The sequence below is a fragment of the Rhodanobacteraceae bacterium genome, from assembly GCA_016713135.1.
Taxonomy (GTDB): Bacteria; Pseudomonadota; Gammaproteobacteria; order Xanthomonadales; family SZUA-5; genus JADKFD01.
In genome coordinates this window covers 236826-253810 of the sequence record JADJPR010000012.1, presented here as the reverse complement: position 1 = coordinate 253810, position 16985 = coordinate 236826, and the positions used below count along the sequence as shown (strand labels likewise).

Genomic DNA, 16985 nt, shown 5'->3' with positions numbered 1-16985 from the left:
CGGCAGCGCCGCGGAACAGGTCCCCTGCCCCTTGCCCCCTGCCCCGCTTCTGCTACCGGCCCCACCCATCACGGTGTGCCCTCCACGAACTTCGCAAACAGCGTCCCGCACAGCGCGCGCCGGTAGCCGGCGCTGGCGCGGTGGTCGTCGAGCGGGGTGAACTCGCTTTGCAGGATCGCGCCGATCTCGGCGGCGGTGTCGCCATCGAGCGAGCGCCCGAGCAGAGCGGCCTCGGCGCGGCGGGCGCGCAGCGGGACTGCTGCGACGCCGCCATAGGCCAATTGCGCGCGGGTCACGCAGCGGTTGGCATCGAGTTCGATGGCATACACCGCGGCGACGATGCTGATGTCGTCGGTCTGGCGCTTGGCCACCTTGTAGGCGGCCTGCGGGCCAGGCAGGCGCGGCACGCGCACCGCCACGATCAACTCGTCGGGCTGTCGTTGCGTCTTGCGATAGGCCTCGAAGTAGCCGTCGATGGCGACCTCGCGCGTGCCGCTCGGACCAGCGAGTTCGATCACCGCATCGTGCGCCAGCAACCAGGGCAGCAGATCGCCGATCGGCGAGGCGCTACCCAGGTTGCCGCCGATGGTCGCGCGGTTCTTGACCTGGCGCGCGGCGAACCACGGCAGCATCGCATCGAGCGCCGGGAACACGCCGGGGATCTCGCGCTCCAACCGCGACAGCGGCACCGCAGCGCCGATGCGGACGTGGTCCGCGTGGATCTCCAGCGCGTGCAGTTCGGCCACCCGGTCCACCGCGATCAGTACCGGCGCGACCGCCTGGCCGCGGCTCAGCGCCACACCGAGATCGGTGCCGCCGGCGATCCACGCCGCTTCGGGATGCGCAGCCTTCAGCGCCAGCGCGTCTTCGAGGGTTGCCGGGTTGTGGAAGTTCCCGACGCAGGTGTTGGTGTTGGCGCAAGCGAGCATCGCCGAGAAGCGGTCGTCCGCGCGCGGCACCGACGCCAGTTGCTGCGCGGCACGCCGGATCGGCCCATAGCCGGTGCAGCGGCACAGGTTGCCTTCGATCACGTGATCGTCGAACTCGCCATCGTAGTAGCCGGCAAACAGGCTCATGACGAATCCGGGCGTGCAGTAGCCGCACTGGCTGCCGGCGCAATCGACCAGCGCCTGCTGTACCGGATGCAGCCGCGCGCCGTCTGCCAGCGCCTCCACCGTGACCACCTCGCGCCCGGCCAGCTGGCCCAGCGGCAACAGGCAGGCGTTCACCGCGCGGAAATGCGCGCGGCCGTCCGCATCCCGCTCCACCAGTGCCACCGTGCACGCGCCGCAATCGCCGTCGCCGCAGCCTTCCTTGGTACCGGTCAGGCGCTGGCGCTTGAGCCAGCGCAGCAGGGATTCGGTGGGATCGCTCCCGGCCAGCGGCACCTGCCGCTGGTTCAAACTGAAAGTCGGTTCGCTCATCCGGAGAAGATCAGCGCGCCGCCGGTAGGTGTCAAGTTGCGGCGCGCTTTGGGCGACGGATCCAACCCGACAAGCGCAGCGCGCCCGCCGGATGGGTGGCTCAGCGTGCGCTGGCCGCGACCGCGGCATCCGCCGCCGCGATCTTCTCCTCTACCACCGCGGCGGCGCGCGCGAGGTAGGTCAGCGCCGCGGGGGTCGGCGGGCCGCTGCCGCCGAGCATCCATTGGGCCTCGGAGAGCTTGTCCCAGGCGGCGGTGGGGGCGGTGTAGCCCTTGACCTTCTTCGGGTCTTGCCACAGGCCGAGGGCGGCTTTGTCGAGCTGTTCGCTGGCCTCGCCGATCGCCTTGAGCGACTTCTGCATGGTGTCCTCGTCGGCGATCTCGGTGGAGGGATCGGCGCGCTTGCGTGCGGCGACTTGCTGCTCCAGCAGGGTCTTTCTCTGCGCCAGCGCCGCCTGGGCGTTGGCGATGCGTTCGAGCGCATCGACGATGCGGTCCTGCAGCTCCGCTGCGCGCAGGGCGGCGGCCTGCTGCGCCGCGAGTGCGGCAGCATCCGCCGGCTCGCGCGGATCGGCCAGCACTTCGACCGGCAGCGTGACGCTGGCGTCGCCGCGGCGAAGGGTGGCGCTGTAGCTCCCCGGCAGCGCGGATGGTCCGGCGGCGTCGAAAGGTCCCGGCGGCGCGGGCGAACGCGGCGCGGTGTGGGCCAGGTCCCAGGTCCAGCGGTTCAGGCCCTGCTTCACCTCGACCTCGGCATGGCGCACCAGCTTGCCGGCGCCGTCGCGGATCTCCACGCGCAGCGGCTTGGGCTTGTCGCTGTCCTTGGCGTCCTTGCCGGCCGGCGGCTTGAGCGCGGCCAGTCGCGCGCGCTCGCGCTCGGCGTCCGGGTGCGGCACGCCGGCATCGTTGACCCAGAAGCTCAGGGTAGCGCCGTAGGGCGGGTTCTCGCCGCTGAACTCGGCGTTGCCGGGGAAGCGCGCGCCGACCGGCTGCTGCGACTGGTAGAGGATGCCGGGCGTGCTGTCGAGCGCGGCCAGCGCCGCCGTCGGCGCGCCCTCGCGCGCCAGGCGCCGCAGGGTGTCCACGTCGTCGATCACGTACATGCCGCGGCCGTGGGTGGCCAGCACCAGGTCGTGCTCGCGCGGGTGCAGCGCCATGTCCATCACCGACACCGCCTTCGGCAGTCCGGCGGTGTGGCGGATCCAGCTGGTGCCGGCGTCGAAGGAGAGGTATAGCCCGAGTTCGGTACCGAGGTAGAGCAGGCGCGGTTCCACCGGATCCTCGACGAGCTTGAGCGCATAGCCGTCGACGCCCTGCAGCGTCAGCGCGCTGGCCTTGGCGCCGAAGTCGTCGACGCGCCAGGCGTAGGCGCGCATGTCGCCGTTGCGGTGGTTGTCGATCACCACGAAGGCACGCCCGGCGGCGTGTTGCGAGGCGTGGATGTGAGCCACGTAGCCGTCGCCCGGCGCGCCTTTGAGCCGGCCCTCGATGCTCTGCCAGCTGGCGCCGCCGTCGCGCGTGAGATGCACCCGGCCGTCGTCGCTGCCGGCCCACAGCAGGCCCTTCTCGAGCGGCGAGGATTCGATCGCGATCAGCGTGGTGTTGTTCTCGGCGCCGGTGACGTCCGGCGTCAGGCCACCGTTCTTCGCCTGGTCCTGGCGCGTCCGGTCGTTGCGCGTCAGGTCCGGTGAGATCGTGGTCCAGGTCTCGCCGCGGTCGGCGCTGCGATGCACGAACTGGCTGCCGAAGTAGATCGTGGCCGGGTCGAAGGGATCCTGCGCGATCGCCGCGTTCCAGTTGAAGCGCAGCGGCACCTTGGGGTCGTCGGCCGCCGGGCGGATCATGCGCCGCGTGCCGGCTTCGAGGTCGTAGCGCACCACATAGCCTTCCTGGCTCATCGCGTAGCCGCGGCGCGGGTGCTCGGGGTCCGGCAGGGTGTCGAAGCCATCGCCGAAATTGACCTCCTGCCAGTCGTGGTTGCGGATGCCGCCGGCGGTCCACACCTCCGACGGTCCGCGCCAGGAGCCATTGTCCTGCAGGCCGCCGTAGACGTGGTACGGCGTCTGGTTGTCGAGGCGCACATGGTAGAACTGGCTCAGCGGCAGGTTGGCGACGTAGCGCCAGGTGGCGCCGCGGTCGTAGGAGAAGCCGACGCCGCCGTCGTTGCCGTTGATCAGGACCTGGCCGTTGCCCGGATGCACCCACAGCGCGTGGTGGTCCGGGTGCAGATCGTCCCAGCCGATGAAGGGTTCGAAGCTCTTGCCGCCATCGGTGGACAGCTCGCCGACCACCGAGAGCTTGTAGACCCGGTTGGGCTGCTGCGGGTCGACGCTCAGGTCGGAAAAGTAGAACGGGCGGTTGTGCACATTGACGTCGCTGTTGACCGCGACGAAGTGGTCGCCGCCGTCGTCCGAGCGCATCAGCGAGTTCTTCTGCGACTCGACCAGCGCGTAGACGATGCGCGGCTCGGAGGGCGCCAGCGCCAGCGCGATGCGGCCGAGCTCGCCCGCGGGCAGGCCCTCGGCCACACCCAGGCGGCGCCAGGTCTCGCCGCCGTCGACCGAGCGGTACAGCCCGGAGCCCTCGCCGCCGGACTTGAAGGAGTACGGCGTGCGCTGGAAGGTCCACATCGACGCGTACAGGCGGTTCGGATTCTGCGGGTCGATGACCAGCTCGCTGGCGCCGGTGCGCGCATCGCCGGGGAGCACCCGGCGCCAGCTCTTGCCGCCGTCGCTGGTCTTGTACACGCCGCGCTCGCCGCCGGCGCTCCACAACGGGCCCATCGCCGCCACCCAGGCGGTGTCGCCGTCCTGCGGGTGGACCACGATTCGGTGGATGCGCTCGGACTGCTTGAGGCCGAGGTGGGCCCAGGTGGCGCCGCCATCGGTCGACTTCCACACGCCGCGCCCGATCGAAGCGCTGTTGCGCACATTGCCCTCGCCAGTGCCGACCCAGACCACTTCGGGATTGCGCGGGTCGAGCGCGATCGCGCCGATCGCGTGCACCTCCTCGCGGTCGAACACCGGGGTCCAGGTGAGCCCGGCATTGCGGCTCTTCCACACACCGCCGCTCGCCGCGCCCACGTAGACCGTGCGCGGATCGGCCGGGTCGGCGACCACCGCGGCCACCCGGCCGCTCATCGCGGCGGGGCCGATCGATCTTGCCTTCAGGCCGGCGAGCAGGTCGGGATCGATCGGTGCGGCCGCGGCGCTGACGCCGCCGAGCAGCAGGACGAGAGCGGTCAGACGCATGCGCAGCCTCCGGCGTGATCGGGAACACTGACTCTACGTCAAGCGAACTCCCTCGCCACGTGACGAATCCGCGCACCGCACTCGGCGATACTGCAGCACACCCGGAAACCGCCTGCGCCCATGCTGCCTGCCCTCGCCCTGTTCCTCGCCACCACCACCCTGCCGCCCTGCGAGCTGCCCGACCTGGCGCCGGTGGAGCCCGCGGTGGTGACCGATTTTGAGGTCAAGCCGCTCGCCGGCGGCGTGCTCGGCGTGGCCATGGCCGACCCGATGGCGGAACAGGGCGAGCGCCTGTCGGGCGTCCCCGATGGCGCGCCGCCCGCGCGGGCGCATGGCCAGGCGACCACCTGGCTGTGGTCGGAGGCCAGCGGCTGGCTGCTGGTGCCGAAGGGCTGGCGCGTGGTCGCCGCCGCGGTCGGCGTCGACGGCAGCTGGGTGATCGACCTCCAGGGCATGCCCGGGCGCCTGCGCGCCAGCGGCACCGGCGCCTGCGTAGGCTGCGCGCTGAGCGCCGGGGCGGCCTACTTCCCGCGCTACGCCGAGGAAGCGCGCGCCGGCGAGTTCGAGTTCTGCCGCGGCAGCGAGCGCCCGCTGACGCATGTGGCCAGCAGCGCCGACCGCGCGCACGTGCGCTACGACCACGCGCACGGCAGCCACGACCTGGTCGCGCTGGTAGCCGGCGAGGACTACGGCTACGAGGAACTGGTCGTCAGCGGCGCGCCGGAAGCACTGCGCGACGAGGTGCTCGGCGCGTTCACTGTGGAGTGATCGCAGCACTCCGTCGCCCGGGTGCCGCCGCCAGCGCGGAGCCCGGCGCCTTGATTGCGCCCGTCGGGATCTGTGCGGGGGTGCCCGGTGACGGGCTTTCCTGCCGCGATGCGCGCCTGGCTTGCGGCACCCGCCTCGTGCGGATGCCAGGCAAGGATGAGCTTGCTCGGGCGACGCTCAGGCGCGTCCGAGCATCAGGCTGATGCCGGGCGCGGGGCTCAGGATCCGCCACTCGCGCAGCGGGGCAGCCGAGCGTGCGATCACGTCGGACGGCAGGGTGCCGTAGTTGAGCAGCAACCAGCTCGGCCAGCCGCTCGCGGCCAGCTGGCGGATCAGCTCGTCGTGGATGCCGCTGCGCCCGCCCGCGCGCGGAAAGGCCGATGCGGGCGGCATCTGCTCATAGTAGTGCGCATCGCGCTCGGGCTCGTACAGGTCGGCGGAATCGCCCCAGGGCGGATCGCCGAAAATCAGGTCCGGGGGGCTGCGATGGGCCGGCCAGCCCGAGAGGTAGTCGGAGGGCAACAGGTCGATCGCGACGCCATGCTCGCTGGCATTCTCGGCCGCGAGTTCGAGCGCTGGCGGATCAACGTCGATGCCGGCCACCGACCAGTCGGGCTCGGCGAGCTTGATCGTGATTGCAAGGGTGCCGGCACCGACGCCGAATTCCAGTACACGCGGCGCGCGGTTCAGCTGGCGCTGCAACCATCGTCCGTGTTCGAGCGCCGCGCGCGTCAGCCAGAGCGTTTCCGGATCGGTGATGAAGGCGCGCGGATCACTCCGGAAGCGGCGCCCGTCGAACTCGAGGAAGCCGGCGACGTAAGCCGGTGGTTCGCCGGCCGCCACCCGGGCGCGCAATGCACCGAGCTTCGCCTCGTCGCCGGCGGCTGCGTGGCGCAGCAGTGCCTCCGCCCGCTCGCTCATGCGCCCGGCGGCAGGATGCGCAACGCCAGCACCGTGATGTCGTCGGCTTGGGAATGTCCCTCGGCGAAGCGGAACACGCTGTGCATGGTCACCTCCACCCAATCCGTCGCCGTGGCATCGAGCGCGACGCCGGACAGCTCGCTTTGCAGCCTCGCTTCGCCGTAGAACGACTCGTCGACCGCGATTGCATCGGTCACGCCATCGGTGTAGGCCAGCAAGGTGTCGCCCGGTGCCAACGTCAGTTCATAGCGCGGATATTCGGCGCCGGGCAGGATGCCGAGTGCGACGCCGCCCTTGAAATCGAGCATCACCGGCGGCTTGCCGGCGTGCCGCAGGAAGGGATGGTTGTGGCCACCGTCGGAATAGACCAAGCGCCCGGTCCGCACATTGAGTACCCCGAGGAACAGCGTCACGAACTGGCACATCCCGTTTTGCGGGATAAGCAACTCGTTGGTCTGGCGCAGGATCTCCTGCGGCTGTTCAATGAAGTCGGCGGTCGCGCGCGCGCGCAGGATCGAGATCACCACGGTCATGAACAAGGCCGCGGGCATGCCCTTGTCGGACACGTCGCCGACCACGATGCACAGGTGGTCGTCGTCCAGATAGTAGTAGTCGTAGAGGTCGCCGCCCGCTTCCTTGGCCGGCTTGACGTCGCCGTGCAAATCGATGCCGAAGCGACCGTCGTCCTTGTGCAGCGCGGTGAAACCGCGTGGCAGCATGCTCAGCTGGATGTCGCCGGCGATGCGCAACTCGTTGCGCAGGCGCTCCTTGGTCGCGGTGGTCTCGGTCAGCTCGCGCAAATAGGCATTGAGGCGCGCCTCCATCGCCATGAACGAACTGGCCAATTGGGTGATCTCGTCGCGACCCTGGGTCTCCATCGCAGCGATCTCGCGGCGCAGCGGGAGGTCTTCGACCGGCTGGAAATCGGTCGCGGCGAGTTCCACCGTGTAGTCGGAGAGCTTCGAGATCTTCTGCGAGACGCGCGAGCCGATCCAGAACGAGAACAGGAACACCACGAAGAAGCTGACGAAGCCGATCAGGATCGACTTGCGCAGCGAGGTGTTCAGCTTGGCCATCAGGGTGTCGATGGGGATGTCGCTGCCGACGATGTAGCGGGTACCCGCTGTCGTGACCCGCGGGTTGAAGCGGAAATAGACGTGCCCCCACTCGTCGTTGGTTTCGTCGTAGCGCGGCTCCCAGGTGTCCCAGGCCTCCTGCAGCTTGGGCTGGGAGTAGTCGCTCCAGTACTGCGCGAAGCTGCCGTCCGCGAGTTCCTCCGGCGTGGCACTGGTGGAGGTGGTGTAGAAAACACCGTCCTTGTAGTAGTAGGAGTAAAGGTACTTGAGTCCGGTGTCGGCGCAGTAGCGCGAGAGCTTTTGCACGATCTCGCGGTATTCCTCGGGCGACACCGCGTCTGGCGTGACCGCGCGGTCCATGTACCCCGGCGGCAGCATTTCCGACAACGCCCGGCCAGCGGTCGCCAGCTTCTGCTGCACGCCCTCGATGATGGCGGCCCGTTCGACGACGTAATGATTGGCGGCGAACAGCGCAGTGCCGAGAATATTGAAGATGGTCAGGCCAAGGATGATCTTGAAGCGCAGGCCGAAGCGGATCCTGCGTGCGGCCGGCGCCCTGGCTGTGGAGGCAATTGGAGCAGTCATGACTGTCAGGCGCTCGCAGATTGGAAGTCGCAGATCACCAGCAGCCCCTGGTGGCGGGAGCCCAGCAGGCTCGACAGCTCATCGGCGATCTGATCGATCGGGCGGTCCGGGAACTGGCGCGCATAGGCCTGTCCGATCTGCCGCGCATCCAGCGACAGCGTGCCGATCACTACCCGGGAATCGTCGCTGGACCAGGGCTGCGGAAGGCCACGGATCGGGTCCAGGCTCCAGCCCGTCGCAGCCTGGCCGGAGGCCGGAATGAACACCATCTGCAGGGCAGTGCAGGGACATACCTTCAAGGCCTCCGGCCACGCCGGTCCGTGCGGCCGGCTGGTGGCGACCCCAAGGAAAAAGTCGCGCGCCGCCTCGGCACGCACCATCCGCGCCATCAGGCCGGGATCCTCTTCCGGCAGGCGGCAGCGCCCTACGGTTAGGTACCAACCGCCCGGCGCGCTGCACCAACCGCAGAAGTCCTCGGGGATGGGAGCGCCGATACGCCGGTTGGCGCACTCTGCATGGCCGATCACGACCGGCAATGCAGGGTCGAACTGCGCGCGGTAAGCGCCGGCGAGCTCGGCTTCACCCGGCAGCGGCTCGTGCTGGAAGAAGCGTCGGCGCGTCTGATGGCTGTCGTCGGCGAGCAGGCTGGTCATGGTCAACAGCGTACCACCGAGGTCGTTCAATTCGCGGATGCGGCCATCCGGCCAATGCGAGAGATAGCGCCCCTGCGCAGCATCCCGCGCCGCGCGCGTCAACGCGCCCAGTTCGCGGCTGGCGATGCGTGTGATCATCTCTGCAACCACCACGCCCGCGAGCAGCAGGGCCAGCAGCAGGCCGGCGAGGCGCACGCGCAGATTGTCGAGCGCATTGCGCAGGCTGAGGTCTCGCTCGGCCACGCCGATCATCGCCGCCGGTTCGGCGCCCGCGATCACTGCGTAGCCAAAGCTGAGGTCGCCGGCCTCCTGGTCGGTCTCCTGCAGCTTCCAGGCCAACGGGCTGGCCGCGAGTGCGGCGTCCACGCTGGCATCCGGGGGCGGTGGTTGTGGCACATCGGTGGACTCGTACAGGGTGCGCTGCACCCAGCGGCCGGCGTCCCGCTCGAAGCGTGAGATGCTGAGCGCCCCCAATCGCTGGCTGTAGCCCCGCAGTCGCGCCGCGGGCGAGGTGGCCGGGTCAGGGGCGATGACGTCCCAGAAACCGGCAACCGCGGCGGCCGCGCCCTGGGCTCGCTCGCGCAAGCCCCAGTGCAATTCGTTGCGCTCCGTGAAGTAGACCAGCACGCTGTTGATCAGCCCGAGGCCGAGGAACAGCGGCAGGATCGCCAGGTAGTAGCGCAGGCGCAGGCTCATGACGATGGCTGCGCCAGGTAGTCCACGCCGAGCAGCGGCATGCGGAAAAAGCCCGCGAGCAGGGCCGGGCACTCGTTGACCACGGTGAAAAACTTGCCGCGCGGCAGGGATAATGCGACATATCCGCTCGGTCCGGCCTTGATCGCAAATGGCGCCGGCTTGCCGGTCAGCAGGATCGTGGTGCCGAGCACCGCCTGCATCGGCGTTCCGCGCGTGTCCACCGCCTCGCCCTCCACGCGCACGTACAGGCGCGAGATCACGCCGCCCTGCTCGCACAGGATGGCGCCGGGTTCAAAGCGGTGCACCCGCATGGCCGTGGCGATGGTGAGCAGTTCCTCCGAGCGCAGCAACGAGAACGGGTAGACCGCGTGCAGCGCCAGCAGCTTCTCGGCGAGGGTCATGAGCGGGCACCTGCGGTGTCGATGTTGGAGCCCTGCAGCGTCAGCCCATCGGCCCAGGCGAGGTGCTGATCCGCGGCCAGTGCGATCCGCGCGCCGTCCTGGCAGCGCAGCGAGCGCGCGCTGCCATCGGCTTCGATCAACAGCAGGGTCAGCTCCTCGCGGCTGCGGATGGTCAGCTGGGAGGTTGACGAGTCCCAGCATCCGACCGCGGCAAGCGCGGGCATGGTCAGGAACAGCGCGTCCTGCGCCGCGAGCGGCGCCAACCGCTGCAGCAGGGCGCGGGCAAGCGCCTGCACCCGGGCCTGCTGCACGCAGATGTGCAGGGCGTCGATGGTGCCCGGAACCAGGGTCCACACCAATCCCAGCTCCCCGTGCGCACAGGCGCCGAATTCTGCTGCCGCGCCCTCGCACTGCATGCGCGGCGGCAGCGCGCGCACACCTGCGGCGAGTTGCTCGTTGAGCGCATGTTCCAGCGCGATCTGCTCGCGACCGGACGCGAGAGCGGCGCGGTAGGCCTCGGACTGGCGCGCCTGCGCTGCCAGGCGCGACGAGAGTGCGTTCAAGCTCTGCGCCAGCTGCCCGATCTCGTCGTCGGAAGCGTAGTCGACCCGTGAGCCGTGGTAGCCGGCCGCGATGCGCAAGGCGGAATCCTTGATATCGCGTAATGGGCGCATCAGGCTCTGCGACACGCGATACGACACCGATCCCGCCAGCAGCAACAGGCCGGCGCCGACGAAGATCACCGCAAACAGCGCGTAGCGCGTCTTGTCGCGGATCACGCCGATGTCCACATCCGCCCCGGAGAGCGCGACGATGCGACCGTTGCTGGCGTAGATCGGATCGCTGGCCGCCTTGATCAGGCCCCATTCCTCCCATTCGCGGATGCCCGAGACGAAGCCCAGTCCGCGCGACTGCGCTTGCGCATAGTCGTTGATCGTGGCCTCGTCGGGCACATCGTCGGGGTAGCCGGGGGGCGAGTGGTCGTCGCCCAGCGAGCCGTCAAGGATGTAGCGGATCTGGTCCTCCCCGAGATAGACCAGGGTGTAGAGGAAGGTCAGTCCGGCGATCTCGCGCGTGCGCCGGTAGGCATGCACATGGCGGTCGAAGAATGGATCCCGCTCGCTGTACCAGCCCGGATAGAAGTCCGCCGCGACCTTGCCGTCAGTCGGGTCGATGCGCAGCAACGAGTGGCCGCTGGCGTACAGCGTGCCATCCACCCATGCCAGGCCGGCGATCTCCTGCGCGGCCGGGTCCAGCGGGACGCGCCGGCGCACGCTGCCGTCGGCCTCGAACAACAGCAGCGCGCCATCACTGGCGGCGATGCCGACCAGTTGGGCCGGGCCGGAGGCCGGCGCCAGCGAGGACACGGCCTCGGTCAGCTCGAACTGCTCGCCCTCACCCTCGGCGGGATGCAGCCGGGTGCCGCGGCGCAGGTACAGGCGGCCATCGATGAACAGCAGTTGATCGACCGCACCGTCGAGGCTGTCCACCGGCGCGAAACCAGCCGCGTGTTCCACCGCCGGACTCAGGCTCAGCCCGTCCGCCGCGAGTGCCGCCAGGCGCCCACTCTGCGGATCGAAAGCCAGCGAGCGCAACGGAGGAAGCTCGATCGACGCGGCTGGCAACGCACCGCCGTCGGCCGGATCGATCTCGACCACCTGGCTGCGGCTGCGATCGTAGCCGAGCAGCCGCCCTTCCGGCCCTGCCGTCAGCGCGCCGATTTCGCGGGGGCGCTGGTAGGCCGCATGTGCGTCGCCGTCGGTGAACTCCGCGGCGCCGTTGCTGAGCGCGATCAGCTTGCGGTCGAAGCCGCCCAGGATGATGTCGTAGATCGACCGGTAAACCAGCGCACCCCAGACCGCCGTCGCCACGGTGAGCACCACCGTGAGCGTCAGCAGGATCAGCGTCTGGAAGTTGAAGGTCAGTTTCATGGCGGTCTATTCGATCGCCGCGATGGTCTTGAACTGGTACAGGCTGACGCCCATCGCCGGGAAGATCTCGATGGCGCGCATCACCACGCTGCCCTGCAGTACCAACGCACGGCAGCCATTGGAGACCGCGCGCTCCTTGCGCCGGGTGTCGCCCATCAGCACCCGCTGGCCGAAGGTGGCACCGGCGCTGGCGGTCCAGCCGCCGCGGGCATGCTTGACCTCGACGCTGCCCTCGGTGAGGATGAACAATTCCTCGGTCGGCGCGGCCTCGTCGTACACCAGCTCACCCGCGGTCCAGGCGCGCTCGGTGGCGTGCGCAGCCAGGTAGTCCAGGGCGAGGATGCGCGCATCGGAGAAAAACTCGGCGCGCACCAGGGAGGCCACGCGATCGACCGGGTGCGCAGCCAGCGCAAAGTCGATATCGGTGTCGACGAAGCGCGGCAGCAGCGCGATCAGCCACTCGTTGATGCGCCCGGGCTCCGAATGATCCAGGCGCGAACGCAGCAATTCGAAACCGCCGGCAATGCCGCGCTCGCGGAAGGCGATCAGGCCGGCAGATGCCTCCAGCGCGATGTTGCTGGTGGCAGCGCGTCGCAGCACGCTCTCGACCGACAGGGTTTCCACTTGCGCGGACTGCAGGCCGCTGGCCGGCACGGTGGCTTCGATCAGCTCGCAGATGCGGTGGAAGATCGTGCGCGAGCAGCTCTGCTGGATGGTCTCGATCGCGTTGGCGCGGTCACGCGCATTGGCGAAGGCAAGCGAAGCGCGGATCAGGTCGAAGTCCGGCAGGCGTCCGGTCAGGCTCAGGATCTCGAGCACGAATTCCAGACCCTCGGCGGCGGCATCGCGATAGAAGCGGGTCAGCACCGTCTGCCCGACCCCGTCGTCGCGGTCCGCAGCCAGGGCGCGATGCGCCATCACGGCATCGCGCGCGCGCTTGAGTTCGTCGTCGATCAGTTCCTCGGTGATCAGCAGCAGCTGCGGCATCGCCAGGCGCGCGAGCGCGCGCACCGCGACCGAACGCGAGTGGAACGGCGCAGCGACGTTGCGCAGCAAGTGGATCACGCCGGGGATGGCCTTCAGGCCCATGCCGGCGATGATCGCCTCCAGCTGCCGGCTCTCCGCCGATGAGAAGTGCTCGGCCGCCCACAGCAGCGGCTGCACGGCCGCGGTATCGCCGATGCGCTCGGCAATCGCCAGGATCAGCAGGCGCTCCTCGCTGGAACCCTCGCGGACGAGTGGCAGCACGTGCGGCAGCATGGCCGACGAATCCGGCGAGGCCAGCTTGCGTAGCGAACGCAGCGCCTCCAGGCGCAGCTCGACATCCGCATCGCGCAGGAAGGGCAACAACTCGCTGGCATGCCGCGGATGGCGCGAATCGCCGATGGCGCGGATCGCGTACCGGCGCGATTCGCGGTCGCCATCGAGCAGCTCGCGGATTTCGTCCAGGGCCTGCGCCACTTCCTCGATGCGGCTGCCATTCCAGCGCGCCACCGCGATCGCAGCCTGGTGTGCCGGATGGTCCGAATGGCGCCAGGTCTGCAGCCGGCGCATCGGGAAGGCGCCGCTGGAGGTGAACTCGTCGAGCACTTCCGGCTCGTGCGGACCGTGGTCGCTCTCCAGCCACAGCAGGGTCTCGGCCAGTGCTTCGGTGTCGCCCTGCTGGATCAGTCCGGAAATCGCCGGACGCAGCCGGTCTGCTTCCTCGGCCGTGGCCGTCGAAAGGAAATTCAGCAGCGCGGCGCGCGCCGCCGAATCCTGCAGCCGCCACAGCAGCTCCACCGCGAGCAGTTGCTGCGGCCGCGAGCCGGAGAACGCCGTGTTGCGCATCAGGGTGAAGTCGGCCGCGGTCAGTTGTGCGCGCCAGGCGCTCTCCGGGTTGGCGAAGTCCAGCCAGTCGCTGCGCAGGTTGACCGCGAGCGCGCGCACATAGTTCTGGCGGATGAAAGCGGCGATCGCCAGCGCGCCACAGGCAGCAAGCAGGCCGGTCAGGGCCAGGTTGTCGGGGTCGATGTAGTTCGCGGAGTAGTACAGGAACAGGCCGGCGGTGGCGCTCGCTGCGGGCTCGGCCATCGCCTCGATGAAGGTGCGTAGCTGCCGCTTCACCCCGGCGGGCATGGCGTTGTACAGCAGGTTGATGTTGTTGTACTCGACTGCAACGAACAGCGCCTGGTAGGCGTAGAACGCGAACAGTGCCGCTCCGAAACCGGCGTTCAGGTAGAAGAAGACGAAGGCGCCGAGGTAGGCGAGCGGCACCACCAGCGCGGTGCTGCCGACGCCCAGGCGGCCGACAATGCGGTTGAAGAAGAACAGGTTGATGATCAGCGTCAGCGCGCCGGCGAGCGCATGCAGGCCACCGAGCAGCGCGGCGAGCTGATCGGCGCTGCGGTTTTCCGCGAACACTCCGAGCGAGAGGTATTCCAGGCCACTGGTGAGGCCGACCATCGCGAAGCAGATCAGTGCCAGTGCCAGGGCGAAGGGCGAGCGCTGGAAAGTGGCGCCGATGAAACGCAGCAGGCTGGGCAAGGAGAGCGTTTCGTCGCTCTGGGCATCGTCGGCAGCGATCGCGCGGTAACGGCGCAGCGCGATCAGGAACACCGGGAAGGTGAGGATCGCGACGATCGACCAGACCAGGAACAACTTGGATGCCGGCACCATTCCGGTGAGCCCGCTGACCAGGCCGCCACCGATCATCGAGCCGGCAGCACTGCCGGCTGCGATCAGGCCGTACAGGCGCTTGCCGTCCAGGATGCTGAAATAGTCGTCGGCGAAGTTCCAGAACAGGGTGTAGAGCGCGATGAACCACAGGCCGGCGTAAAACTTTGCGGCAAACAGGAACCAGGTCTCGTCGCCGAACCGATCACCGCCAAAGCCGAAGGCGAGACCACCAATGACCAGCAGCGTCAGGGTCAGCCGGAACAGCGCGCGCACACCGAGACCCGCCACCAGCAGCGAATACAGCGGCGCGTAGACCAGCATCACCACCGGCATGAAGATGAATACCAGCGGCAGCATCTCGATGCCGAGGCCGGCAAGGAACAGCGAATCCGCCGCGACCATGCCGATCGCCACGCCCGCCTGGAGCAAGCCGGCGAGCAGGGCAAAGGTCAGCACCTTGCCGCCCTCGTCGGGCAGGACCTGGAACAAGCGGCGGAAGGCAGTCAACATGCTGTGCGGTCAGCCCGTGCGCGCTGGTGGGCGCCGCACCAGCAATACATGGCTGGCGTGACGGTGCTCATCCTGGCGATAACCCGGATGAGCGTCCTCGGTCCATTCACGGTGCACCGATTGCACCAGCTCGAAGCCGGCACCCGCCATCAGCGCCTCGGCCGCGGCGGGAGCGACAAAACGGTAGAAGTAGGCGCTCTGGTAGAGGAAGGTATCGTCGCCGAGCTGGTGCATGTCATGTCCCGCGACACCGTCGTCCAACCCTGGAATATTGCACAGCAGGAGCCCTCCCGGCTTCAGGATGTGATAAAGCTCCGCGAGCACAGCCTCCGCGTTGGGCAGGGTCTCGAACACATCGAGCAGGATGATTCCGTCGAAACTGCCGCCGGCATAGGCGGTGGCGCCAAGGTCGCCCTGACGCAGCCGCACGGATTCGCGCAGCCCCGCCGGAACCTTGTCCAGCGCGTGGCTGGAGGCGTCGATCGCGTGGACCTCGTCGGCCCCGCACGCCAGCAGGAAGGGCAGGTTGCGGCCTTCGCCGACCCCGGCATCGAGCAGCCTTGACGGCGCACGCAGCGCCGCGCGAAAGGCCGGCGCGAATTCGGCCAGGAACGGTAGCGGTTGTTCACCCCAGACCGGTTGGCCGGTGGTGGCGTAGAGCCGGTCCCATGCCAGCTTGTTGGATTCCGACAGGGCATCGACATCGAGGTCCAGCTGCCGGCTACGTGGGATCAGGTGTTCGCTCATTTCGGTCCGCAGACAGTGCTGGCTGGCCATCGACGCGCCGTAGCCACCGGCATTGAGGAAACAAAGCACGTCGCCTTCCGCCACCGGTGGCAGCCCGACGTCCTCTGCCCACAGGTCGAGTGCCTCGTTGATGTTGCCGGCGATGGTGACGGTTTGTGCGGGACCGGGCAACCGCCGGGCCGGCGCCGGCACCAGCGGAAGCTTGTAGTAGGCGGGTTCCGGATGCACGTTGAAGCCGGCATTCACGCCGACGAAAATGCGACCGCCCTTTTCCTCGACCTGGGTGACCTCGGTCAGCAGGATGCCGGCGTCCTTGACCAGGTAATCGCCCGGTTCGAAGCTGAGGCGCAGACCGCGCTCACCGAAATAGCGGCGGGTCAACGCGGCCCATGCCGCCAGGTCCAGTTCCTCCTCGCCCTGCACCAGCGGGATGCCCAGCCCGCCGCCCAGGTTCAGCTGCTGGATGCCGGGCGCCATGTCGAGGAATCCGGCGATGCTGGCGTAGACGCGCTCGAGCGCACCCAGATGCGGCGTGAGCATGCCGCAGCCGGCATGGCAATGCAGCCCGACGAGGTCCAGGCCGAGGTCCGTGGCGAGCGCGCGCGCTTCCAGGTAACGATCGCGGTAAACCCCGAACTTGCTGGGGCGCGCACCGGCGTAGCTGACCAAATCGTTGTAGCCCAATGCCGTCGCCGGGTTGATGCGCAGCCCAAGGCGCCGTCCGGGGGACACCTGCGCCAGCCGGCGCAGGGCGCTCAGCGAATCCGCGTTGACCCACAGTTCGGGCCATCCGGCGATGGCTGCATGGTCGGCCTGGCTCAGGCAGCCCGCCGTGAATGAAAGTTGCGACAGCTGGAAACCGCAAGCGAGCGCGTGCCGCACCTCGCCCGGAGAACATACATCGAGCCCCACCCCGAGGGTGCCCAGGTGCGCCAGCAAGGGGCCAAACCGGTTCGACTTCATCGCGTACAGCAGGCGCACGGGCGCCCCGATCCCAGCCAGCGCCGAGCGCAGGCGAGCCACGTTCTGACTCACACGCGCCGCGCAGTAGGCGTAGGCCGGGGTTCCGGTCTCGCGCACCAGGTCCAGCGCGCGCCGGCCGCCGAACCACAGCTCACCCTGGGAATCGTAATGGCGATCTGCACGCTCCCACCACTCGGCGCCGGTCAAGCCGGGCCCGGTCGTGCCGGAATCTGCTGGGTCTGGCATGCGCTTGGTGACCTGCCTCTGGGTGAAGTGGACGGCTGCCGGCACCACGCACGGCTGGCGAGGTCCGCGCAGGATAGGAAATCGCCGCCAGCATCGCCAATGATGCCGATTCGCATCCGACACGGCCGCCGTACTCGCCAAGGGCCAGCGCATGCC

General features: G+C 68.9%; 10 protein-coding genes. 1 reads left to right on the top strand and 9 read right to left on the bottom strand.

The window, feature by feature from the left end:
• Positions 1-68: 68 nt before the first annotated feature.
• Entirely contained in the window at positions 69-1424 is a 1356-nt protein-coding gene (locus tag IPK27_12135) for an FAD binding domain-containing protein (GenBank protein ID MBK8068340.1), read from the bottom strand.
• A gap of 100 nt (positions 1425-1524) precedes the next feature.
• Positions 1525-4674, bottom strand: coding sequence for a hypothetical protein (locus tag IPK27_12130; GenBank protein ID MBK8068339.1), 3150 nt, complete (start codon positions 4672-4674; stop codon positions 1525-1527).
• A 120-nt stretch (positions 4675-4794) separates the two neighbouring features.
• On the opposite strand from IPK27_12130, the gene IPK27_12125 reads away from it, so the two are divergent.
• A complete protein-coding gene (locus tag IPK27_12125; protein ID MBK8068338.1) occupies positions 4795-5442 on the top strand; it encodes a DUF4850 domain-containing protein in 648 nt (215 codons plus the stop codon).
• A 177-nt stretch (positions 5443-5619) separates the two neighbouring features.
• Here the strand turns inward: IPK27_12125 and IPK27_12120 are convergent, their stop codons facing one another.
• Genes IPK27_12120 through IPK27_12090 form a run of 7 tightly spaced genes read right to left on the bottom strand, consistent with a single transcriptional unit; the run spans position 5620 to position 16829 of the window.
• Positions 5620-6363, bottom strand: a complete 744-nt coding sequence (locus tag IPK27_12120) for a methyltransferase (GenBank protein MBK8068337.1) — start codon at positions 6361-6363, stop codon at positions 5620-5622.
• Positions 6360-8024 carry a serine/threonine-protein phosphatase gene (locus IPK27_12115; protein ID MBK8068336.1) on the bottom strand — a complete coding sequence of 555 codons (1665 nt, stop codon included), beginning with the start codon at positions 8022-8024 and terminating at the stop codon, positions 6360-6362. The genes IPK27_12120 and IPK27_12115 overlap by 4 nt, the downstream gene beginning before the upstream one ends.
• Before the next feature lie 5 nt (positions 8025-8029).
• Positions 8030-9373, bottom strand: a complete 1344-nt coding sequence (locus IPK27_12110) for a hypothetical protein (GenBank protein MBK8068335.1) — start codon at positions 9371-9373, stop codon at positions 8030-8032.
• Complete coding sequence (locus IPK27_12105) at positions 9370-9774, bottom strand: cyclic nucleotide-binding domain-containing protein (GenBank protein MBK8068334.1); 405 nt, start codon at positions 9772-9774, stop codon at positions 9370-9372. Before IPK27_12105 ends, IPK27_12110 begins: the two co-directional genes overlap by 4 nt.
• Positions 9771-11705, bottom strand: a complete 1935-nt coding sequence (locus tag IPK27_12100) for a HAMP domain-containing protein (protein MBK8068333.1) — start codon at positions 11703-11705, stop codon at positions 9771-9773. The genes IPK27_12105 and IPK27_12100 overlap by 4 nt, the downstream gene beginning before the upstream one ends.
• Before the next feature lie 6 nt (positions 11706-11711).
• Positions 11712-14873, bottom strand: coding sequence for a HEAT repeat domain-containing protein (locus IPK27_12095; GenBank protein MBK8068332.1), 3162 nt, complete (start codon positions 14871-14873; stop codon positions 11712-11714).
• A 9-nt stretch (positions 14874-14882) separates the two neighbouring features.
• The gene (locus IPK27_12090; GenBank protein ID MBK8068331.1) at positions 14883-16829 is read right to left on the bottom strand and encodes a methyltransferase domain-containing protein; all 1947 of its coding nucleotides are present in this window, start codon (positions 16827-16829) and stop codon (positions 14883-14885) included.
• Positions 16830-16985 lie beyond the last annotated feature (156 nt).